Source organism: Halotalea alkalilenta DSM 17697 (genome assembly GCF_000621205.1).
In the GTDB taxonomy this organism is placed as follows: domain Bacteria; phylum Pseudomonadota; class Gammaproteobacteria; order Pseudomonadales; family Halomonadaceae; genus Halotalea; species Halotalea alkalilenta.
This window is the reverse complement of record NZ_JHYY01000022.1, coordinates 117,275-138,284: the sequence shown is the minus strand read 5'-3', so window position 1 is coordinate 138,284 and position 21,010 is coordinate 117,275. Positions and strand designations below refer to the sequence as shown.

The 21,010-nt window shown below is 67.2% G+C and carries 18 protein-coding genes; 4 read left to right on the top strand and 14 right to left on the bottom strand.

Translation table 11 applies throughout. The features are described 5' to 3' along the window. Nucleotides 1-72 precede the first annotated feature (72 nt). The 12 genes from lipA to Q376_RS0103445 form a co-directional block, all read right to left on the bottom strand. Nucleotides 73-1,059 (bottom strand): lipoyl synthase, encoded by a 987-nt coding sequence (lipA, locus tag Q376_RS0103500; protein WP_027349130.1) that lies wholly within the window; start codon nucleotides 1,057-1,059, stop codon nucleotides 73-75. Further along, complete coding sequence (lipB, locus tag Q376_RS21300; RefSeq protein ID WP_081803378.1) at nucleotides 1,056-1,841, bottom strand: lipoyl(octanoyl) transferase LipB; 786 nt, start codon at nucleotides 1,839-1,841, stop codon at nucleotides 1,056-1,058. The genes lipA and lipB overlap by 4 nt, the downstream gene beginning before the upstream one ends. Then, nucleotides 1,838-2,152, bottom strand: a complete 315-nt coding sequence (locus Q376_RS0103490) for an HP0495 family protein (RefSeq protein WP_052364921.1) — start codon at nucleotides 2,150-2,152, stop codon at nucleotides 1,838-1,840. Before Q376_RS0103490 ends, lipB begins: the two co-directional genes overlap by 4 nt. Nucleotides 2,153-2,259: 107 nt before the next feature. Next, nucleotides 2,260-3,498: a D-alanyl-D-alanine carboxypeptidase family protein gene (locus Q376_RS0103485; protein WP_027349128.1), complete on the bottom strand. Its 1,239-nt coding sequence runs from the start codon at nucleotides 3,496-3,498 to the stop codon at nucleotides 2,260-2,262. 85 nt (nucleotides 3,499-3,583) lie between these two features. Then, complete coding sequence (locus Q376_RS0103480; protein ID WP_043446018.1) at nucleotides 3,584-4,456, bottom strand: septal ring lytic transglycosylase RlpA family protein; 873 nt, start codon at nucleotides 4,454-4,456, stop codon at nucleotides 3,584-3,586. Then, on the bottom strand, nucleotides 4,453-5,490 hold the full coding sequence (mltB, locus tag Q376_RS0103475) for a lytic murein transglycosylase B (protein WP_245598895.1): 1,038 nt from the start codon (nucleotides 5,488-5,490) through the stop codon (nucleotides 4,453-4,455). The genes Q376_RS0103480 and mltB overlap by 4 nt, the downstream gene beginning before the upstream one ends. A gap of 81 nt (nucleotides 5,491-5,571) precedes the next feature. After that, on the bottom strand, nucleotides 5,572-6,708 hold the full coding sequence (rodA, locus tag Q376_RS0103470) for a rod shape-determining protein RodA (protein ID WP_027349125.1): 1,137 nt from the start codon (nucleotides 6,706-6,708) through the stop codon (nucleotides 5,572-5,574). A gap of 36 nt (nucleotides 6,709-6,744) precedes the next feature. Next, entirely contained in the window at nucleotides 6,745-8,655 is a 1,911-nt protein-coding gene (gene mrdA / locus Q376_RS0103465; RefSeq protein ID WP_052364916.1) for a penicillin-binding protein 2, read from the bottom strand. 103 nt (nucleotides 8,656-8,758) lie between these two features. Beyond that, nucleotides 8,759-9,226, bottom strand: coding sequence for a 23S rRNA (pseudouridine(1915)-N(3))-methyltransferase RlmH (gene rlmH, locus Q376_RS0103460; protein WP_027349123.1), 468 nt, complete (start codon nucleotides 9,224-9,226; stop codon nucleotides 8,759-8,761). Continuing rightward, nucleotides 9,223-9,573 (bottom strand): ribosome silencing factor, encoded by a 351-nt coding sequence (gene rsfS, locus Q376_RS0103455; protein ID WP_027349122.1) that lies wholly within the window; start codon nucleotides 9,571-9,573, stop codon nucleotides 9,223-9,225. The genes rlmH and rsfS overlap by 4 nt, the downstream gene beginning before the upstream one ends. A 124-nt stretch (nucleotides 9,574-9,697) precedes the next feature. Continuing rightward, nucleotides 9,698-10,360 (bottom strand): nicotinate-nucleotide adenylyltransferase, encoded by a 663-nt coding sequence (gene nadD, locus Q376_RS0103450; protein WP_027349121.1) that lies wholly within the window; start codon nucleotides 10,358-10,360, stop codon nucleotides 9,698-9,700. Further along, nucleotides 10,353-11,648 carry a glutamate-5-semialdehyde dehydrogenase gene (locus tag Q376_RS0103445; protein ID WP_052364914.1) on the bottom strand — a complete coding sequence of 432 codons (1,296 nt, stop codon included), beginning with the start codon at nucleotides 11,646-11,648 and terminating at the stop codon, nucleotides 10,353-10,355. Before Q376_RS0103445 ends, nadD begins: the two co-directional genes overlap by 8 nt. 218 nt (nucleotides 11,649-11,866) lie before the next feature. Here Q376_RS0103445 and Q376_RS0103440 point away from each other — a divergent pair, with 218 nt between their 5' ends. Next, complete coding sequence (locus Q376_RS0103440; RefSeq protein ID WP_027349119.1) at nucleotides 11,867-13,279, top strand: bifunctional DedA family/phosphatase PAP2 family protein; 1,413 nt, start codon at nucleotides 11,867-11,869, stop codon at nucleotides 13,277-13,279. Nucleotides 13,280-13,345: 66 nt separating this feature from the next. Here Q376_RS0103440 and mpl read toward each other — a convergent pair whose 3' ends face one another. Then, on the bottom strand, nucleotides 13,346-14,728 hold the full coding sequence (gene mpl, locus Q376_RS0103435; RefSeq protein WP_027349118.1) for a UDP-N-acetylmuramate:L-alanyl-gamma-D-glutamyl-meso-diaminopimelate ligase: 1,383 nt from the start codon (nucleotides 14,726-14,728) through the stop codon (nucleotides 13,346-13,348). Nucleotides 14,729-15,011: 283 nt separating this feature from the next. Between mpl and Q376_RS0103430 the strand changes: the two genes are divergently transcribed. Next, the gene (locus Q376_RS0103430) at nucleotides 15,012-16,280 is read left to right on the top strand and encodes a 6-phosphofructokinase (RefSeq protein ID WP_027349117.1); all 1,269 of its coding nucleotides are present in this window, start codon (nucleotides 15,012-15,014) and stop codon (nucleotides 16,278-16,280) included. Between the two features lie 82 nt (nucleotides 16,281-16,362). Here the strand turns inward: Q376_RS0103430 and Q376_RS0103425 are convergent, their stop codons facing one another. Beyond that, nucleotides 16,363-18,075: a bifunctional protein-serine/threonine kinase/phosphatase gene (locus tag Q376_RS0103425; RefSeq protein WP_245598898.1), complete on the bottom strand. Its 1,713-nt coding sequence runs from the start codon at nucleotides 18,073-18,075 to the stop codon at nucleotides 16,363-16,365. A 303-nt stretch (nucleotides 18,076-18,378) separates the two neighbouring features. Between Q376_RS0103425 and ppa the strand changes: the two genes are divergently transcribed. Beyond that, nucleotides 18,379-18,915: an inorganic diphosphatase gene (gene ppa / locus Q376_RS0103420; RefSeq protein ID WP_027349115.1), complete on the top strand. Its 537-nt coding sequence runs from the start codon at nucleotides 18,379-18,381 to the stop codon at nucleotides 18,913-18,915. A gap of 176 nt (nucleotides 18,916-19,091) precedes the next feature. Beyond that, on the top strand, nucleotides 19,092-20,966 hold the full coding sequence (dsbD, locus tag Q376_RS0103415; RefSeq protein ID WP_081803376.1) for a protein-disulfide reductase DsbD: 1,875 nt from the start codon (nucleotides 19,092-19,094) through the stop codon (nucleotides 20,964-20,966). Nucleotides 20,967-21,010 lie beyond the last annotated feature (44 nt).

Below are 21,010 nucleotides of genomic sequence, written 5' to 3'. Positions count from 1 at the left end.
AAACGGCCCGGAGAGAAGCTCCACGGGCCGTTTGCGTTTCACGCTACCTCGGGGTCTAGCGCACTTCGCCTTTCACTTCACTTCGACGCCATGGGCCTGCTTGTCGGCGTGATAGCTCGAGCGCACCAGCGGCCCGGAAGCGACATGGGTGAACCCCATCTCGTAACCCGCCTTCGCGTACTGGGCGAAGGTCGCGGGAGGCACCCAGCGATCGATCGCCAGGTGGCTGCGCGAGGGCTGCATGTACTGGCCGATGGTCAGCATATCGACGTCGTGGGCGCGCAGGTCGCGCATCACGTCGATGATCTGCTCGTCGGTCTCGCCGACCCCGACCATCAGCCCGGACTTGGTCAGCACCTCGGGGCGCGCGGCCTTGTAGCGCTTGAGCAGGTCGAGCGACCACTGGTAGTCGGCGCCTGGCCGCACCTTGCGATAGAGCGATGGCACGGTTTCGAGGTTGTGGTTGAACACGTTCGGCGGCTGTTCGGAGAGGATCTCCAGCGCTACGTCCATGCGTCCGCGAAAGTCCGGCACCAGCGTCTCGATCTCGATGTGCGGGCTGCGGGCGCGGATCTCGCGGATGCACTCGACGAAATGACGGGCGCCGCCATCGCGCAGGTCGTCACGGTCGACCGAGGTGATCACCACGTACTTGAGCCGCATCTCGGCGATCGCCTCGGCCAGCTCGCGGGGCTCTTCCGCATTCAGCGCGTTGGGCCTGCCATGGGCGACGTCGCAGAACGGGCAGCGACGGGTGCAGATGTCGCCCATGATCATGAAGGTCGCTGTGCCACCGCTGAAGCACTCGCCGAGGTTCGGGCAGGAGGCTTCCTCGCACACGGTGTGCAATCCGTGCTTGCGCAGCGTCTGTTTGATCCGGGTGACCTCGGGGGAGATCGGCATGCGGACCCGAAGCCAGTCGGGCTTCTTCGGCAGCGTCTCGGTCGGGATCACCTTGACCGGAATGCGCGCCACCTTTTCCGCGCCGCGCAGCTTGACGCCGCGTTCGACGCGATTCGGGTTGGCCGCGGTAACGGGCTTGGCGATGCTCTCGCTCATCTGTCACATCCTGCACGTCGGGAAATGTCTGCCAGGCAGTCCGGCAGGCCGGTTGTGGGGCGAAGCGTCACGGGGCGGTGATCGCCGCCGTCCGCCAAGGCGGCGGCGAAAGCCTCGAGCCAGCGGTCCGCTTCGGTATCGAGCGACACCGGCGCGGCTACGAGCTCGCTCAACTGGGTCATACGCATGCCAGCGTATCCGCAAGGATCGATACGGTTGAACGGGCGCAGATCCATGTCGACATTGTACGCCACTCCATGAAAGCTGCAGCCCCGGCGCACCCTGAGCCCCAGCGACGCCACCTTGGCTTCTCCGCCAGCCGGCGCGCGCACGTACACACCGGGCGCATCCGGGCGCGCATAGGCCTCGATACGGTGGCCGGCGAGCGCATCTATCACCGCGCGCTCGATCGCACTGACCAGCGCGCGCACGCCCAGAGCGCAGCGCTTGAGATCGAGCAGCAGATAGAAGACCAGCTGCCCAGGACCATGGTAGGTGACTTGCCCACCGCGATCGGCCTGCACCACCGGGATGTCGCCGACCTCGAGCAGGTGCTCGGCGCGCCCCGCCTGCCCCTGGGTGAACACCGGGGGATGCTCGACCACCCATATCTGATCCGGATCACCCGGGCCGCGGCTGTCAGTGTAGGCGCGCATAGCCGCGAGCGTGTCGGGATAGTCGACGAGACCGAGCCGATAGACCTCGACCGGGTGCGTGCCCGACGCCTGGGGGGAACCCGAGGCAGCCGAGCGCGAAAGGCCCTGGTTCGCGATGCCGTTCATATCACCATGTGCACGCGACCGCTCGCCTTGAGCGCCGAAAACAGCGCCGAGAGCTGCTCCTGGCCGGTCGCGGTGATGGTCACCCGCAGCGAGCGGAAGCGCCCGTTGCGGCTGTCCTGGTGGCTTGCACGGCCACGATCGAGGGTCGGATCGAAGCGCTCGACGATGTCGAGCATGTCGTCGCAGAAGCCCTCGTCACTGTCGCCAACGATCTTGAGCGAATAGTCGGTGGGAAATTCGATCTTCGGCGCCGGCTGGCCGCCGTCACCCGAAATCACCGAGGACTGGCCGGGTCTGGAAGGAGAAGTCATCGCCTGGGCTCCCATCGCTGCTTGGCTCGAAAATGATTGCATTCTACGCGAGCCAGCGGAGAACGTCACAAGCACGCTGCCCGGCCGTGACCAGGCAGCGGACGGGATCAGAAGAAGCTGGTGACGAAACGAACCAGCTTGTCCCAGGCCTGCTTGATGAAACCGCCCTCCTCGACCGCCTCGAGCGCGACCAGCGGACGAGTCGCGATCTCGTCGTCGCCGCGCATTACGGTCAGAGTCCCGAGCTCCTGCCCGGCGGCGACCGGCGCCTCGATGTCGGAGGAGAGCTGGACCTGCTGGGTCAGCTCGCCGTCGCCCTGGGGCAAGGTCACGTAGACCTCCTCGGGGAAACCGACCGGCACGTTGTTCTGGCTACCTCCCCAGACCCGCGCGTTGCTGACCACATGGCCCGCATCGAAAAGACGCTGGGTATGGTAGTAGCGGAAGCCGTAGGAGAGCAGCTTCATGGTCTCCTGGGCACGCGCCTCCTCAGAGCTGGTCCCCATCACCACGGCGATCAGGCGAGTGTCGCCGTCGACCGCCGAGGCCGCCAGGCAGTAGCCCGCAGCGTCGGTGTGTCCGGTCTTCAGCCCATCGACCCGCCCGTCGCGCCACAGCAGCAGGTTGCGATTGGGCTGGCGGATGCCGTTATAGGTGAACTCGCGTTCCTTGTAGAGCGAATAGTGCTCGGGGAAGTCGAGGATGATGTGGCGCGACAGGTCGGCCAGATCGTAGGCGGACGTATAGTGCTCGTCGTGGGGCAGCCCGGTGGCGTTCATGAAGTGGGTGTTCTGCATGCCGAGCATCTGCGCATGCTGGTTCATCAGCTGGGCGAAGGCGTCCTCGCTGCCGGCGATGTGCTCGGCCATCGCAACGCTCGCGTCGTTGCCCGACTGCACCACGATGCCGCGCATCAGATCGCCGATGCTGACGCTGGTGTTGACGTTGAGGAACATCCTCGAGCCGCCGGTGCGCCATGCGTTCTCGCTGACCCGCGCCATATCGCTTTCGTTCAGCCGTCCGGCCTCGATCTCGTACTCGGCGATGTAGGCGGTCATCAGCTTGGTCAGGCTGGCGGGCGGCAGGCGCTGGTGGGCGTTCTGCTCGAGGATGATATCGCCGCTCTTGGCATCCATCAGCACCCAGGAGGTGGCCGCCAGGCTGGGCGGAGCCGGCACCATGTTGAGCGGGTTGAGGGTCGGCCCCGCCGTCGGTTGGGCATCGGGAGTCGGCGTTTGCGCGATGGCGGAGGTGGCGACGAACAGCACGGCGGAGGTCGAGGCACCGAACAGCGCCACCAGGGTCAGCCTGCGCCAGCGACGCACGGGTGAAGCATGCAGAATCATAGGACTTTACTCATTTCCAGTCGTAGGCGTTGCAACGTGGGTCGAGGCGACGGTCATCCATCGCGCGACATCATAGTAGGCCACCTCAACCACTGCCGTTGACCAGCAGCGGATCCAAGTAGCCCGCCTCCGCGAGCCTTGCGCGCACCGTCTCGAGCGCGGTCGGATCGGTGAAGGGACCAACCTGCACCCGGTGTAGCGCGCCATTCTCGCTGATGCGCACCGGCTGCGAAAGACGGCTTTGCAACGAATCGCGCAGCCGCGCGGCGTTCTGCGCCGAGCCCAGCGCCGCTACCTGAAGGAAGATCGGTGCGCCGCTCGGGGCACTGCGATCGATCCCGGCGCTCGGCGGTGCAGCCGGGGGCGACACCGATGTCGAGGCGATCCGGCGAACGTCCTGCTCGCCATGCCAGCTGGCCGGATCGATCGCCTCGACCTTGACCCTGGCGGTGCCATGGGCCAGCACGTCGAGACGATAGGCCGCGGCATAGGAAAGATCGATCAGCCGATCGTCATGGAAGGGCCCGCGATCGTTGACCTTGACGATCACGCTGCGCTGGTTGTCGAGGTTGGTCACCCGGGCATAGGTCGGCAGCGGCAGGCTGCGATGGGCCGCCGACATCGCGTACATGTCGTAGCGCTCGCCGCTGGCGGTGTCGTAGCCGTGGAACTTGGTGCCATAGAAGGAGGCGATCCCGGTGGCCGAATACCCACGGGCATCGCTCATCACCCGATAGCTCTTGCCGAGCACCTGGTAGACCGGCCGGTTGCCGCTGGCGGCGAGCGGTTCGACCTTGGGCACCGCATCGGGCACCTGGGAGAGATCGCGCCCATCCGTGGGATAGGCATCCTGGCTCGAAGCGTAGCGCCCGCCGCCGCCGCCGCTGGCACAGCCACCGAGCAGGACGAGGACACAGGCGAGCGCGCCGCAGCCTTTGATCGAAGGGGTCGGTTTCATTGCCGCTCGAGCGCCTCCTTGATCGACTCCGCCAGCGTCGTCACCGCCATCGCATAAAGGTGGCTGCGGTTGTAGCGAGTGATCACGTAGAAATTCTCGGTACCGAGCAGGTACTCGTAGTGCCCATCGGCGAAGTCGAGCGCGATCGGCGTCACCGGCAGGTCTGCCGGCAGCTCAGCGGTGGAGACGATGCCGTGATCGGCGAGCGACGCGATACGCTGGACCGGACGCTCGATCGAATTGACCTCGACCCCTTCGGGAGGGCTCGCCGGTCCCCGCGCCGGCGCCGCCACAGCGAGTCCCTGGACCCAACCGTGGCCGGCGAAATAGTTGGCCACGCTACCGATCGCGTCGACCGGCTCGCGCCACAGATCGCGCAACCCGTCGCCGTCGAAATCGACCGCGTAGGCCTGGTAGCTCGAAGGCATGAACTGCGGATAGCCCATCGCTCCGGCGTAGGAGCCTTTGAACGACAGTGGATCGAGTCCCTGCTCCTCGGTCAGGGTCAGGTATGCCTCGAGCTCCTTGCGAAAGAATGGCTGCCTCGGCGGATAGTCGAAGGCCAGCGTCGACAGCGCATCGATCACCCGGTGGTTGCCGGTGACCCGACCGTAGTCGGTCTCGATACCGATGATCGCAGCGATCACCTCCCGCGGCACGCCGTAGTCCCGCTCGGCACGCTCGAAGGCGTCGAGGTGCTCGGCGACGAACTGCACGCCGCGGCTGATCCGGGCCGGCTGGATGAAGATCTGGCGATACTGGTCCCAGCGCAGGTGCCGCTCGGCCGGACGCGACATCGCATCGAGCACCGATTGCGAACGCCGGGCATCGGTCATGACCCGCGAAAGCTCGGCGGAGTCCAACCCTTCTCCGGCCAGCTTGCGCACCATCTCGGCGACCTCGGGACGGCTCGCCGGGTCGTAGTCGGCAGCCAAGGCCTGCGGTGCGATGCAGGCGGCGACGAGTGCCGCGGTGAATAGCCCGATACGGCTGCGAAGGGGTGTCGCCGGGGCGGCCCGGAGGTCGATCGTCACCTATTGCTCTCCTGAATCGTTTGCCTGCACGGCGGCGCCGCACCGGCGGGTGCTGTCCCTGGCGATTGCTGACCAGTAATCCTATCGCGGCAACAACTTACGGTGAGTGCCGATCGCCATCAGAATACCGAAGCCCGCCAGCAAGGTCACGCTGGCGGTACCGCCGTAGCTGATCAATGGCAGCGGCACGCCGACCACCGGCAACAGCCCGCTGACCATACCGATATTGACCACCACGTAGATGAAGAAGGTAAGCACCAGGCTGCCGGCGAGCAGCCGACCGAAGGTGTCCTGGGCACGCACTGCCAGCACCAGGCCCCGGCCGACGATCATCAGGTAGCACAGCAGCAGCAGGCAGACGCCGACCAGGCCGAACTCCTCGGCCAGCACCGCGACGATGAAGTCGGTGTGCCGTTCGGGCAAGAACTGCAGCTGCGACTGGGTACCGTCCATCCACCCTTTGCCGAACACCCCGCCAGAGCCGATCGCGGTCTTCGACTGGATGATGTTCCAGCCGGCCCCGAGCGGGTCGCTCTCGGGATTGATGAAGGTCAACACCCGCTGGCGCTGGTAGTCGTGCATGTAGAGCCACATCAGCGGCAATGCGGCGGCGGCGACCAGCAGGCAGAGCAGGATCAGCCGCCAGGAGAGACCGGCGAAGAGGATCACGAAGCCGGCGGCGAACATCACCAGCATCGCGGTACCCAGATCAGGCTGCTCGAGGATCAGCGCCACCGGGATCAGCATCAGCACCAGGCAGATGCCCAGGTCCTTCCAGGACAGCGGCAATGGGCGGCGAGCCAGGAACGCGGCAAGCGTCATCGGCATCACCAGCTTCATCAGCTCGGAGGGCTGAAAGCGGCCGAACCCGGGTATTTCGAGCCAGCGCTGAGCGCCCATCGCGTGATAGCCGCTGACGTCGACGGCGACCAGCAGCAGCGTCACAGTGACGTAGAGCACCGGGGTCCAACGCATCATCGTGCTCGGCGGGATCTGCGCGATCACCGCCATCACCACCAGCGCACCGACGAAGCGCAGCGACTGCGCTTCGACCCGCTCGACCACCTCACCCGAGGCGCTGTAGAGCACCACCAGGCCGCCGGCCATGGTCAACAGCAGCGCGAACAGGAGCCAGGGATCGAGATGCAAGGCGTTCCAGCCGAATCGCCACGCCCCCTCCCGACGCCGCCGGTAGCTGCGTTTCCATCCACTGATCATGCAGACTCCCCTCCGCGCCCTGGGATGGCGCACGCATCATAGGTCATGGCCGTCGTCCCGTCCGGGAATCTTCACCTCGTGATCAGCGCCCGGTTGCATCCAGGCGTCGATCATCGCACGGCCGATCGGCCCCGCCACCCGACTGCCCCAACCGCCGTTCTCGACGATCACCGAGACCGCGATTTCTGGATCCTCGACCGGTGCGAAACCGGTGAACAGGGCGTGATCCCGCAGCCGCTCGGCGACCTCGGCGGCGTCGTAGCGAGCGTCCTGGGCGACGGTGAACACCTGCGCAGTGCCGGTCTTGCCCGCCATGGTGTATTGGCGACCCTGGCTGAGCACCGGGGAGCTGTCGGCGACGTCCTTGAGCGCCTGGATCACCAGGTCCCACCAGCGCGGGTCATCGAGCTCGACGTCCTCCGGAGAGTCCGGGAATGGTGGAAGGATCTCCTGGTCGCCGATCGCCGCGACCAGATGCGGGCGCACCGCTTTACCACGGTTGGCGAGCACCGCGACCGAAGAAGCCATCTGCAACGGCGTCGCCAGCCAATAGCCTTGGCCGATCCCGGCGGAAAGCGTCTCGCCGGGATACCAGGCCTGGTTGTAGCGCCCACGCTTCCAGTCGCGGCTCGGCATCAGCCCACTGCGTGCGCCCCATACGTCGAGCGCATAGTTCTCGCCATAGCCGAAGCGATGCATGAAGGTGGAGATCCGGTCGATGCCGAGCGAATGGGCAAGATCGAAGAAATAGGTATCGTTGGAGACCAGCAGCGCCCGGTGCATGTCGACGCGTCCGTGTCCCCAGCGCTGCCAGTTGCGATAGCGGTGCGGGTCGTTGGGCAGCTGGTAGTAGCCGGGATCGAAGATCGTGTCGCCGGGGCGCATCACTCCGCTTTGCAGCCCGGCCAGCGCCATGAACGGCTTGACCGTCGAGGCCGGCGGGTACTCGCCGCGGTAGGCCCGGCTGTAGAGCGGCAGGTCCTTGTCGTTCTGCAGCTTCTGGTAGTCGGCGTGGCTGATCCCGGTGACGAAGGCGTTGGCATCGAAGCCGGGCGAGGAGACCATCGCCAGGATCGCTCCGGTCTTCGGCTCGATCGCGACGATCGCTCCACGCCGCCCGTCCAGCAGCTTGGCACCGAGCTGCTGGAGCCCGCTGTCGACGGTGAGGGTCAGGTCCTTGCCCTTGATCGGCGCGGTACGATCGATCTCCCCGAGCACTCGCCCTCGAGCGTTGGTCTCGACCCGGCGCAGCCCGACCTGCCCATGCAGGACGTCCTCGTAGAAGCGCTCGACCCCGCTCTTGCCGACGAAGTGGGTACCGGCATAGTTGCTCGAATCGAGCCGCTCGAGATCCTCCTGGCTGATCCGCCCGACATAGCCGAGGACGTGGGACATCACCACGCTCTGCGGATAGTAGCGCAGCAGCTGGGCTTCGACCTCCACACCGGGCAGCCGATAGCGGTTGAGCGCGAGCCGGGCGATCTGGCCCTCGCTGAGATCGCTGAGCAGCAGCGCCGATTGGTACGGCCGCTGGCGCTGGCGCGAGCGCTCGAGCAGGGTCTCGCTCATCTCACTGGGCAGGCCGAGCACCTCGACCAGCAGCTCGACCGTCCGGCCGACGTCGCCGGCCTGCTCACGGGTCAGCATCAGGTTGTAGGTCGGCCGGTTCTCGGCCAGCAGCTCCCCGCTGCGATCGTAGATCAACCCGCGCGTCGGCGGCAGCGGCTCGACGCGCACCCGGTTGTTCTCCGAGCGGGTGGCGAACAGTTCGTGCTGGTAGACCTGCAGGAACACCATCCGCGCGACCAGCACCCCGGTAAGCACCACGATCAGCGCAACCGCAGCGAAGCAGCGGCGCCGGAACAGGCTCACCTCGGCGGCGGAATCCTTGATCTGCGAAGGCCGACTCCCGCCATTGCGCAGGCGGCGCAGAAAACCATTACCCATCGGCAGGATGCTTCCCAGTACGGTGGGAGAAGATCGGTGGCAGTCGGTACATCGTCAACACACGCCAGATGTCTCGGCCAACGCGCGAAATGGGCTTGCGCGGTCAGCGGTGATAAGGGTGGCCGATCGACAGCGTCCAGGCGCGATAGAGCTGCTCGGCGAGCACCACGCGCACCAGGGGATGCGGCAGCGTCAGCCGCGACAGCGACCAGTGCGCCTCGGCACGCGCCAGGCAGCGCGGATCGAGGCCGTCCGGCCCGCCGATGAGCAGCGCCACGTCGCGGCCGTCGAGCTTCCAACCGTCGAGTCGGGTAGCAAGCTCGGGCGTGCTCCAGGGGCGCCCCTGGACATCGAGAGCGACGATCTGGAGATCGCCATCGAGCCGGGCCAGCATGCGATCGCCCTCCTGGGCGATCGCCCGGGCGACGTCGGCATTCTTACCGCGCGGCCCGGGAGCAATCTCTTCGATCGCAAGCTGACACTCGCGTGGCATCCGCTTGCGATACTCCTCGACCCCTTCGACGACCCAGCCGGGCATCCGCGTGCCGACGGCGAGGACGCGAAGCTTCACCGCCGCGCGTCGCCCCGGTCAACCGGCAGGTCGCTCCAGAGCTTCTCGAGATCGTAGAGCTTGCGAGTCTCCGGCATCATCACGTGGACCACGACGTCGCCGAGATCGACCAGCACCCATTCAGCGCCGTTGCGGCCTTCGACGCCGAGCGGCATCACGCCCTGCTGCTTGGCCTTCTCGACCACATTGCCGGCGAGCGCGCTGACGTGGCGGCTAGAGGTACCACTGGCGACGATCATCACGTCGGTGACGTTGGTCAGCTCGGCGACATCGAGTTCGACGATTTCCTGCGCCTTGAGTTCCTCGAGCGCATCGGTGACCAGTGAAGAAAGCGCATCTGTCTGCATGTTAACCATCGAATTGAGGCGAGCCCCTTGAGGCAGTTTTAAGCGCGGACCAGAGAGGTCCGCGAGTGAAGGGATGCATTCTACCCTCAAGCGTGGGCGAACGCCCCCTCGACGACCGAGATTGTCATCGACCCGCGCCGCCGTGGCGATAGAGCCCGCGCTGAACGATCAGCCGCTCTACCGCCTCGGGCACCAGGAAGCGAATCGAGCGCCCGCTGTCGATCCGCTCGCGCAGCTCGGTCGCCGAGACCTTGATCGGATTCGGCAGCGGCAAATGGAGAAAGCCGCCGTGCGGCTTGGCCATCAATGACTCGATCGAGTCGCAGCGGCGCGGCTCGATCAACGCGGCGAGCGCCGCCGAGGGAGTGAACGAAGCGCCGGGGCGCTCGATCACCACCACGTGGGCCTGCTCGAACAGCGCCTCCGGGCGGTACCATTCGGCGAGATGGCGAAAAGCGTCCATGCCGATCGCCATCACCAGGCGGGCCTCTTCGCCATACTCGGCGCGCAGCGACTCGAGCGTGGCGAGCGAATAGGAAGGTCCATCGCGCTCGATCTCGCGATCGTCGACGACGAGCCCCGGCGTATCGCTTGCCCCCGCGGCGACCATCGCCAGACGATCGCGCGCGGATACACCGGGCGTCGCACGATGAGGCGGCTGGCGGTTGACCACCAGGTGGACACGATCGAGCGCCAGCGCCTCGCAGAGCTCCACCGCCGAACGCAGATGCCCGATGTGAACCGGGTCGAAGGTGCCACCGAGCATCGCGACCCTCGGCTCAGCCACGCAGCTGCCCCTCGCCCAGCACCACGTACTTCTGGGTGGTCAGCCCTTCGAGGCCGACCGGGCCCCTGGCGTGCAGCTTGTCGGTGGAGATCCCGATCTCGGCGCCGAGGCCGTACTCGGCGCCGTCGGCGAAGCAGGTAGGCGCGTTGACCATCACCGAGCTCGAATCGACCGCGGCGAGAAACCGCTCGCTGCGCGCCAGATGCTCGGTGACGATCGCATCGGTATGGTGCGAACCGTAGTGATTGATGTGCTCGATCGCCGCTTCGACGCCATCCACCACCCTCACCGCCAGGGTCGGACCGAGATACTCGGTGTACCAATCCTCATCGCTCGCCGCCAGCATCGAAGGCACCAGCGCCCGCGCGCGCGCGCAGCCCCGCAGCTCGACACCATGGTCGATAAGCCGCGCGGCGATCCGCGGCAGGAACGCCTCGGCGATCGGCGCATCGACCAGCAGCGTCTCCATCGCGCCACAGATGCCGTAGCGATAGGTCTTGGCATTGAAGGCGATCTCCAGCGCCCGCTCGAGCTCGGCACTGGCATCGACGAACACGTGGCAGTTGCCATCCAGGTGCTTGAGCACCGGGATCCTCGCCTCTTCGCTCACCCGCTCGATCAGCGAGCGCCCGCCGCGTGGAATGATCAGGTCGATCGATTCGCGCATCCGCACCAGCTCGCCCACCGCCGCGCGATCGGAAGTGCCGACCACCTGGACCGCCTCTCGCGGCAGACCGGCATCCTCGATACCGAGGCTGACGCACTCACCGATCAGCGCGTTGGAGCGGCTCGCCTCCGAGCCGCCGCGGAGGATGCAGGCATTGCCGGACTTGAGGCACAGCGCGGCGGCATCGACGGTGACGTTGGGACGCGACTCGTAGATGATCCCGATCACCCCGATCGGCACGCGCATCTTGCCGATCCGAAGGCCGTTGGGACGGCGCTTCAACCCATCGATCGCGCCGACCGGGTCATCGAGCGAGGCGACCGTGGCGAGCCCCTGGATCATCGCATCGATCCTGGCGTCGGTGAGTTCGAGACGATCGAGCAGCGCACTGGCGAGGCCGCGCTCACCGGCGAGCTCCAGGTCCTCGCGGTTGGCCGCTTTCAGCGCCTCGCGACCGGCCTCCAGTCGCTCGCCGATGTGGGCGAGCGCGGCGTTCTTGCGCCGGCTGTCGGCCAGCGCCAGTACGCTCGCGGCGGTGCGAGCGCGAGCGCCAAGCGCTTGCATGTAGCGCACCAGTTCGATGGACGCCTGCGAGGAGGATGATTCGAGGTGATGTGACATCCGATGCTCCGAATCGCGTCAGATACCGGCGCCGGACCGGCGACGGTGCTTGGATCGCGCCACTATAAGCCACTCCAACGGGCGGCACAAAAACACCCCGCCGGCCTTCATCCCCGGTCAGGACGCAAAGGCGTCTATTCGGCTACACTCTGGCGGCCTCGCCCGGCGGCCCTTGCGCCGGAGCACGAGGCCTTCGATCGGATCGCGGGAGGACACGGATGAATTTGGTCGCTTGGGTCGAGCCGCTGACCCAGACCCCTTGGGCGCTGCTGCTGCTCATCGGCATTCTCGCAGCGCTGGAGTCGCTGGCGATAATCGGGCTGATCCTGCCGGGCGCGGTAATGATGACCATGGCGGCCTCGCTGGCTGGCAGCGTCCAGCTCTCGGTACCGCTGGTGCTGTTGAGCGGCGCGCTAGGCGCCACCATCGGCGACGGCCTGAGCTACTGGCTGGGCGCCAGCCAGCGTCATCGGATTCCCAAGCTCTGGCCGCTGAATCGCCATCCACAGTGGCTGGAACGCGGCCAGCTGTTCTTCCATCGCTACGGCACGCTCTCGGTGCTGCTCGGTCGCTTCGTCGGCCCGGTACGGCCGATCATCCCGATGGTCGCCGGCATGATGTGCATGCCGCAGCGCCGTTTCGCGCTGGTCAACGCGCTTTCGGCGCTGGGCTGGGCGCCGCTGTACATCCTTCCCGGCTACTACCTGGGCCAGGCCTGGAGCGCGAACCTCGCACTCTCCCACGACACCATGGTGTGGCTGATCGAGTTCGCCTTCGTCACGCTGCTGGCGATACTTACCTTTTCCTGGCTGCGCAGGCTGTTCGATCGTCCCGGCATCGGCTATCGCAGCGCCTTGGGCTGGGCCCGGCAGAGCAACGCCGGGCGCCGGCTGTGGCGCCGGCTCAATGGCAGGTTTCCTGGCCGCGAGCCGCCGCTGGCCTCCTTCGCGCTGCTGCTGGCGACGGGATTGCTGTTCATCGTCTGGACCGGGGTGGTACTGCTCCACGGCCGCGAGCCGCTGGTGATGGACCTGCGCGGCCAGGCAATGTTCATCGAGCTGGCCAAGCTCGGCTGGCCCTTGTCCATCGCCAGCCATTTCGATCTGATCGGCGACACCTACGGCATCGCCGCCTTCACCCTGCCCTGGCTTGTGTGGTGGCTGTATCGACGCTACTACGCCGCGCTGCTCCACTGGATGCTCGCACTCGGCCTGATCAGCCTGCTCAACACCGTGCTCAAGCAGGTGATCCAGCGCGTCCGTCCGGACACGCCGGATCACCTCGCCAACTCGTTTTCCTATCCCAGCGCCCATACCTCCGCCGCAGTGGTGGTATACGGCCTGGCCGCGGCCTTCGTCGCCCAGCGGCTGCCGCACAGCCTGCGCAGCTGGCCCTACTGGGCGGCGACGCTTTTGATCATGCTGATGGCGATATCGCGGCTCGCCTACGGGGTCCACTGGGCGAGCGATCTGATCGGCGGCGCGCTGGTCGGCCTGATGGTCTGCTCGGCGGTGCGGATCAGCTACCAGTACCACGCCAAGCAGCAGCTGTCGTGGCAGCACTGGCCCTGGGTACTCGGGCTCTCGATCGTGCTGCTGCTGGCGCGCATGCTGCTCCTGCCCCAGGCCTGAACACCAGCGCACGAAAAAGCGCCACTCGCCCGGGCGGGTGGCGCTCATGCGGTGCTCTGGCGGAGCTCAGCGTGCCTCGAGCGCCCGCAGCAGCCGTTCGTGCAGCCCGCCGAAGCTGCCATTGCTCATCACCACGATCCGATCGCCCGAACGAGCCTCGGCGACCAGCGCCGCGATCAGCCGGTCGAGTTCGCTGTGCACCTCGGCGGGCGGACGGCACTGCGCGGCGACTTCGTCTAGCGACCAGCCGAGCCCTGGCGGCTGGTACCAGTAGACCCGGTCGGCGGCGTCCACGCTCTGCGCCAGGCGCTCGCGCATCGCGCCAAGCTTCATCGTATTGGAACGCGGCTCGATCACCGCCAGCAGCCTGCCCGGCCCGCCCCCGGCGCGATGGCGTCCGAGCGCTGCGCGCATGCCCTCCAGGGTGAGCTTGATCGCAGTGGGGTGATGGGCGAAATCGTCGATCACCCCGATCCCGTCCACCTCCCCACGAAGCTCCTGGCGCCGGCGCGGCGGCTGGAAGGCAGCCAGCGCCGCAGCACTGGCCGCAAGCCCTACCCCTATCGCAGCAGCGGCGGCCGACGCCGCCAAGGCGTTACGCACGTTGTGAACGCCGCTCAGCGCCCAATCGATGCTCGCCTGCTGGCCCATGCCGCGCAGGGTGAAGCGGCTGGCGTCGCAGCTCTCCAGACGCAGCTTCCAGGGCGACTCCTCACGCTCGCCGAAACGCTCGACCGGCGTCCAGCAGCCGCGTGCCAGCACCCGGTCGAGCGCCGGCTCGTCGTCGGCGACCAGCAGCCGGCCGTTCGCCGGCACGGTGCGGACCAGGTGATGGAACTGACGCTCGATCGCCGCCAGGTCGTCGAAGATGTCCGCATGGTCGAACTCGAGGTTGTTGAGTACCGCGATGTCCGGACGGTAGTGGACGAACTTGGAGCGCTTGTCGAAGAAGGCGCTGTCGTACTCGTCCGCCTCGACCACGAAAGGCGCCGCCGCATCGCCGAGCCGGGCGGAGAGCTCGAAGTTGCCCGGCACGCCGCCGATCAAGAAGCCCGGGGCGAGCCCCGCGCATTCGAGGATCCAGGCCAGCATGCTCGCCGTGGTGGTCTTGCCGTGCGTGCCGGCCACCGCCAGCACCGGGCGACTGCCGAGCACCGACTCGCGCAGCCACTGCGGGCCGCTGACGTAGGGCAGACGACGCGAGAGCACCGCTTCGACTTCGGGATTGCCCCGGGTCATCGCATTGCCGATCACCACCAGGTCGGGCACCGGATCGAGGTTGGCCGCTCGATAGCCGTCGGTCAACGCGATCCCCTCGCGTGCGAGCAGCAGGCTCATCGGCGGATACACATTGGCATCGGAGCCGCTGACCCGGTGCCCCTGCGCTCGCGCGAGCAGGGCGAGGCTGCCCATGAAGGTGCCGCAGATACCGAGGATATGGACGTGCATGAATGGAGTCCCGTACCAGATGACCGATCGAGCGCGCAGCCTAACATGACGGCTAGCGGCTTCGAAGGCCGGGAGGCGCCGGCACGGGTTAGTACACCTGGCCATGACGCTGGGAGGTTGTGCTACGCGCCTTCACTGTCAGCGCGCCCCGGTTTGGGTATGATGCGAGGGCGGCGCTTCGAGCTGCCGCCGACCAAGAAGCCGCCGTCGCGTACTCCCCACCGAGCAGGGGAGGCGTGAACGCAGCGGACGCGACCCGCGACACAGTCGACGAGAGAGACACATGACCCAAACCAAGCGCTACAACGCTTTCTATGCCCAATCCGGCGGCGTCACCGCCGTGATCAACGCCAGCGCCTGCGGAGTGATCGAGACCTGTCGCCGCCACAGTGACCGGATCCAGACCCTCTATGCCGGACGCAATGGCATCATCGGCGCGCTCACCGAGGAGCTGATCGACACCTCCCAGGAGAGCAGCGAAGCGATCGCCGCGCTGCGCCACACCCCGGGCGGCGCGTTCGGCTCCTGCCGCTACAAGCTGAAATCGATCGACACCCACCGCGCCCAGTACGAACGCCTGATCGAAGTGTTCAAGGCCCATGACATCCGCTACTTCTTCTACAACGGTGGAGGCGACAGCGCCGACACCTGCCTGAAGATCTCCCAGCTCTCCGAGCGCATGGGCTATCCGCTGCAGGCGATCCACGTCGCCAAGACCATCGACAACGACCTGCCGCTGACCGACAACTCACCCGGCTTCGGCTCGGTGGCCAAGTACGTCGCGGTATCGACCCGCGAGGCCGCGCTCGATGTCGCCTCGATGTGCTCCACCTCGACCAAGGTGTTCATCCTCGAGGTGATGGGCCGCCACGCCGGCTGGATCGCCGCCGCCGCGGGCCTGGCCGGCGAAGGAGAGGAGCAGCCGCCCCACCTGGTGCTGCTGCCCGAAGTGGCGTTCGACCGCGCCAAGGTGATGGCCAAGGTCAAGCAGACCGTCGAGCGCTGCGGCTACTGTGTGATCGTCGCCTCCGAAGGCGTGCGCGACGCCGAAGGCAAGTTCCTCGCCGATACCGGACTGGTCGATGCCTTCGGCCACAGCCAGCTCGGCGGAGTCGCCCCGGTACTGGCCGGGATGGTCAAGGAGGAGCTCGGCTACAAGTACCATTGGGCGGTAGCGGACTATCTGCAGCGCGCCGCGCGCCATATCGCCTCGCAGGTCGATGTCGACCAGGCCTATGCGGTCGGGGTGCGCGCGGTGGAATGCGCGCTGGAGGGCAAGAACGCGGTGATGCCGGCGATCCGGCGGGTGAGCGATGCGCCCTACGCTTGGGAGCTGTTCGATGCGCCGCTGGAGGAGATCGCCAACCGCGAGAAAATGATGCCGGCGGAATACCTGCGCGAGGACGGCTTCGGCATCAGCGAGGCCGGACGGCGCTACTTCGCTGCGCTGATCGCGGGCGAAGCCTACCCGCCTTACGAAAATGGCCTGCCCAAGGTCGCCGAGCTCAAACGAGCGCTGGTGGCACCCAAGCTGCCGCCGTTCTCGATCTAGCCCGACTGGGCACGAGCCCGCAAGCTCCGACGGGGCCCTCCCGAGCGCATCGGCTGGGCCCCGCTTTGGCCGGCGCAGCGGGCTAGCCGAGCCACCAGTTGACCAGCAGGATCACCAGCAGCACCGTGGCGATCAGCTGCCACTGCCTCACCTGGCGCACCTGACGCCAGGCCCCTCCGGCACGCGGCGCCGGATCGTGCCCCGCGCGCAGCGCCACCAGCAGCTCGGAGAGGCGCCGGAAACGCAGCTCGCGGCGTGGCGACAGCGCACGCTTGAGCGCCAGGTCGAGGGACTCCGGCACCTCGGGCACCAGCCGGCTTACCGGCCGGTAGTGCAGCGTCTCCAGGTCCATCTCGGTGCGCAGGCTCTGCATCGGGGTCTCGAACGGCAAGTGCCCGCCCCTGTCACTGCCCTGGGCGAGGCCCAGGCGAGCCTTCATTCCCCGTTCGCTGGCGTCGGAGTAGCTCAGCAGCCAGTAGATCAGCGCCGCCAGCGAGAACTGATCGCTGCGCCGTCCCACCTCGCCGTCGAGGGCATACTCGGGTGCGCTGAACGCAGACAGTCCGACCTCGCGCGCCAGCGCCACCGCCGCGGTGGCATCGGTGTCGCGTGCGCAGCACGAGGAGAAGTCGATCAGCACCACCTGGCCATGCTGGTCGACGATGAAGGCGTCGGGGTGCACCCCCTGGTGGATCACCTCGCGCCGGTGCAACGCGCCGACCGCCTTGGTCAGCTGCCGGGCGATGTCCAGGCGCTGCTCGAGCCCAGCGCCGACGTGCCCACGGATCCAGTCGCCGAGCAGCTCGCCCTCGACGAAGCGCATCAGATAGTAGTAACGGGTCGGCGGGCGCTTGAACTCGACCAAACGGTTGACGAACGGCGAGCGCAGCCGTTTGACCAGATCGCGCTGGTAGACGAAGTGGCGCAGATAGCCGCTGCGCTCAGACAGCTGGGGGCTCGGTGCCTTGAGCAGCAAGCGCTCGCCGCTCGCGGCGTCGCGCACCCGATAGACCCTCACCCTGTCGGTGCGCGCCAGCACCTCCTCGACCCAGTAACCATCGAGCTCGTCGCCCACTTCGAGCTCACCGGGCGGCTCCAGGCCATCGCCCAGAACACCGCGGGAGGCGCTGGCGACGCTGCTGCCGAGCCGATCGATACGCACCAGCTGGAAGCACAGCGCCTCGGCGCCGTAGCCACGCAGGCTCGCCATCTCCACCGCCCGGGCGGCGAGCCGCTCGCAGGCGCCGTCGAGATCGCTCGCATCCTGGCTGATCAACTGGACGTAGTCGCTCGGCGAAAGCGTACCCCGCATCGCCTGGGTGGTGAACAGGAACAGATCGCCCTGGGCCAGCGGCAGGTTGAGATAGTCGATGTCGAGACTGGCGTCCATGCCGAGCGCCCGGGAAGGATAGCGGTAGCCGCCGAGGTCGGTGACGTGGTCACGGGTGAGCTGCTCGAATTCGGCGCCGCGCAGGCGAAACACCAAAGTGTCGCCGGCATGGAACAGATGCCCTTGGTCCTCGAGCAGGATCAGCCCCGAGAACGCGCTGACGTAGCTGCCACCGGAGACGAAGCGGCTCTGGCTGTAGCACCAGCCGTTGAGCGCGCGCAGCACGCGGGTGGCCGCATGCTTGACGTTCCAATCCAGCGGCGTCGAGAAGTAATCGGCGAGAAATCCGCGCACGGCGAGATCCGCAGCCTGCCGCGCGATCGCGTTGCGCCACGGGGAGTCGGCGATCACCGCACAGGCGCCGCGCCCGGCGAGCAGCTCGCCATCGGGCACCTGGGTGGCCATGGATGAACGATGGTGGCGCCGTTCGGAGGTGACGAAGGCCTGCCCGACACTGAGTGCTAGATCGCTTGCCACGTCCCGAACGCTCCCTCGTTCCAATTCGATCGTCCAAGCGCCGCGAGGGCGCCGGCGCGAGATATCACCGTAGCTCCAGAGCTTGCCATAAAAGCCCATTCAGCGCAGAGCGACATGCCGGATTATCTCAAAAAGCTGCCTCGGTGGCGGCGGGTTGGTAATCCCCTGGGCCTGTTCGTATACTCTGCCCAGCGTATTGAAAGACAACCTAGGTTCATCAAGGACCCATCGATGAGTTTCAAAGCCATTCCAGCCGGCAAGAGCCTTCCCGACGATCTCTACGTAGTGATCGAGATCCCGGCCAACCACTCGCCGATCAAGTACGAGGTCGACAAGGACCTGGATTGCCTGATGGTCGATCGTTTCATGGCCACGCCGATGTTCTATCCGGCCAACTACGGCTTCATTCCCCAGACGCTGGCCGACGACGGCGACCCTCTCGACGCGCTGGTGGTCACCCCCTACCCGGTGCAACCGGGCAGCGTGGTGCGCGCGCGCCCCCTGGGCGTGCTGCACATGACCGACGAGGCCGGCGAAGATGCCAAGCTGGTCTGCGTGCCCCACGGCAAGCTGTCCACGCTTTATGACGCGGTGGAGAACATCCACGACCTGCCCGAGCTGCTGCGCCAGCAGATCGCGCATTTCTTCGAGAACTACAAGGACCTCGAGAAAGGCAAGTGGGTCAAGATCGACTCCTGGGGCGATGTCGACGAGGCCCGCAAGGCGATCGTCAAGGCCCAGAAAGCGTTCGACGCCGACCAGGCCTGAGCCCTTAGCCATCTCCGTGTCCCCCTCAGGGAAGCCATGCGCTTCCCTGAGCTTTTTGACCTCCCCTGCGTCGTCGCCCCTTCGATTCGTCCACCGGCTGGTAGGCTGACGACAGGGGCGCAGGATGGCGCCCGCCCCGGCGAAGCGCCACCTGCCGCGCCGACGATGGACCAACGATGACGCCAAGCCCTTTCGCCGTGCCTCGAGGTTTCGACATGCGCCACCTCGCGCCCCTGCTGCTGGGCCTGATCCTGCTGCTCGGCCTTGCCCCCGTCCAGGCCTCTTCGCTATTCACTGAAGACGCCAACCCCCAGGGTGCGATGAGCGACCTCGCGAGCGAGAGCGCCGGCCCCCGCACCTTCGACGGCGAGCGCGACGGCTTCCTTCCGGTCGACCGGGCCTTCAGGCTCCACGCATGGCGCGAAGGCGAGCGGGTCTGGTTCGGGGCCGAGATCGAGCCCGGCTACTATCTCTATCGCCATCGCATCGCGGTGAGCAGCGACCAGCCGGATGTGATACTCGGTGAACCGGCGCTGCCGGTCGGCGAGTTCAAATCCGATCCCTACATGGGCGACGTCAACGTCTTTCACCAGCGCCTCGAGTTCAGCGTTCCGCTCGAACGGGCCCCGGCCTCCGGCGCGCTGCAGCTGACCCTCGAGTACCAGGGCTGCGCCGAGGCGGGACTCTGCTACCCGCCCGAACGGCGCACATTCGCGGTCGACTTCGGCGAGCGTCCGGCGGTATTCGACGCACCGCTCCCGGCCGAGCCGGCCACCGCGCCCGCCCAGCGCGACGATGGCATCTCGCTGTGGCGACTGGGCCTTCTGTTCCTCGCCGGACTGGGGCTCACCTTCACCCCCTGCGTGCTGCCGATGCTGCCGATCGTATCCGCCCTGGTCGTCGGTCGCGCGCCCTCGCGGCGGCGCGCGCTCGCGCTCTCCTGCTGCTACGTCGGCGGAATGGTCGCCGCCTACACCCTGCTCGGCCTGGTGATCGGCCTGCTCGGCGCCGGCTTCAATCTGCAGGGACGGCTGCAGTCGCCCTGGGTAGTGGTGCCCTTCGCCGCGGTTTTCGTCCTCCTCGCCGCCTGGACGCTCGACTGGCTGCGACCGCCCAGCACGGGATTCGGCAATCGGATCAGCGCGCTGGAGGAGCGGCTGCGCCGGCTTGGCCCCGGCGGCCTGATCCTCGCCGGCGCGGTATCGACGCTGATCGTCACCCCCTGCCTGTCGGCGCCGCTCGCCGGCATCCTCGCCTATCTCTCGACCACCGGGAACGCGGCCCACGGCGCCCTTGCGCTGTTCGTCCTCGGCCTCGGCATGGGCGTGCCGTTGATCCTGGTCTGCGTGTTCGGCGCCAGCATCCTGCCAAATCGGGGCATGTGGATGGAACGGGTGCGCATGCTCTGCGCCATCGCCCTGCTCGGGGTCGCACTGTGGCTGGTCTCCACTTGGCTGCCGGGCTCGCTGGTACTGTGTGGCTGGGGCGTACTCGGCATCGCCACGGCTCTCGCCCTCGGCGCACTGGAAAGCACCACCGCGCCGCTGCTGCGCGCCCTGGCCCTGGCCCTGGCGCTCTGGTCCGGCGCCTGCGTGATCGGCGCGGCGATGGGGCAAAACGACCCGCTGCGCCCGCTGGCGGGCGTCGGCAGCGAGCGGTCGATGGCTGCGACCGAGGCGCCGAGCTTCGCCACCATCACACGCCTTGACGAACTCGACGCGGCAGCGGCGCGCGCGAGAGAGGCCGGCAGGCCACTGCTGGTCGACCTCTACGCCGACTGGTGCGTGAGCTGCAAGCGCATCGAGGCAGAGCTCTTCCCCCGCGCTGAGATCAGCGCGCTGCTCGAGGGCTTCGAGCGGGTACGCTTCGATCTCACCGACGACTCCGAGGACGCCCGCGGCCTGCTTTCGCGCTATGGGCTGTTCGGCCCGCCGACGCTTCTGTTCTTCGACGCCAGCGGAGAACGAGGCGATCTACGCGTACAGGGAGAGCCCTCCGCCAGCTCGCTCAAGGCGGCATTGGAGCGAGCAGGACGGCTGTCCAGGCCCTGAATCCCCTTCGCCAGGCCCACTGGACAGCCCCACGGTTTTTCGGC

Bases quoted from the DNA above. Each gene is read 5' to 3' on its own strand.
- lipA (WP_027349130.1), bottom strand. From the start codon at position 1,059: ATGAGCGAGAGCATCGCCAAGCCCGTTACCGCGGCCAACCCGAATCGC.
- lipB (WP_081803378.1), bottom strand. From the start codon at position 1,841: ATGAACGGCATCGCGAACCAGGGCCTTTCGCGCTCGGCTGCCTCGGGT.
- Q376_RS0103490 (WP_052364921.1), bottom strand. From the start codon at position 2,152: ATGACTTCTCCTTCCAGACCCGGCCAGTCCTCGGTGATTTCGGGTGAC.
- Q376_RS0103485 (WP_027349128.1), bottom strand. From the start codon at position 3,498: ATGATTCTGCATGCTTCACCCGTGCGTCGCTGGCGCAGGCTGACCCTG.
- Q376_RS0103480 (WP_043446018.1), bottom strand. From the start codon at position 4,456: ATGAAACCGACCCCTTCGATCAAAGGCTGCGGCGCGCTCGCCTGTGTC.
- rodA (WP_027349125.1), bottom strand. From the start codon at position 6,708: ATGATCAGTGGATGGAAACGCAGCTACCGGCGGCGTCGGGAGGGGGCG.
- mrdA (WP_052364916.1), bottom strand. From the start codon at position 8,655: ATGGGTAATGGTTTTCTGCGCCGCCTGCGCAATGGCGGGAGTCGGCCT.
- rsfS (WP_027349122.1), bottom strand. From the start codon at position 9,573: ATGCAGACAGATGCGCTTTCTTCACTGGTCACCGATGCGCTCGAGGAA.
- Q376_RS0103445 (WP_052364914.1), bottom strand. From the start codon at position 11,648: ATGTCACATCACCTCGAATCATCCTCCTCGCAGGCGTCCATCGAACTG.
- Q376_RS0103440 (WP_027349119.1), top strand. From the start codon at position 11,867: ATGAATTTGGTCGCTTGGGTCGAGCCGCTGACCCAGACCCCTTGGGCG.
- mpl (WP_027349118.1), bottom strand. From the start codon at position 14,728: ATGCACGTCCATATCCTCGGTATCTGCGGCACCTTCATGGGCAGCCTC.
- Q376_RS0103430 (WP_027349117.1), top strand. From the start codon at position 15,012: ATGACCCAAACCAAGCGCTACAACGCTTTCTATGCCCAATCCGGCGGC.
- Q376_RS0103425 (WP_245598898.1), bottom strand. From the start codon at position 18,075: ATGGCCACCCAGGTGCCCGATGGCGAGCTGCTCGCCGGGCGCGGCGCC.
- ppa (WP_027349115.1), top strand. From the start codon at position 18,379: ATGAGTTTCAAAGCCATTCCAGCCGGCAAGAGCCTTCCCGACGATCTC.
- dsbD (WP_081803376.1), top strand. From the start codon at position 19,092: ATGACGCCAAGCCCTTTCGCCGTGCCTCGAGGTTTCGACATGCGCCAC.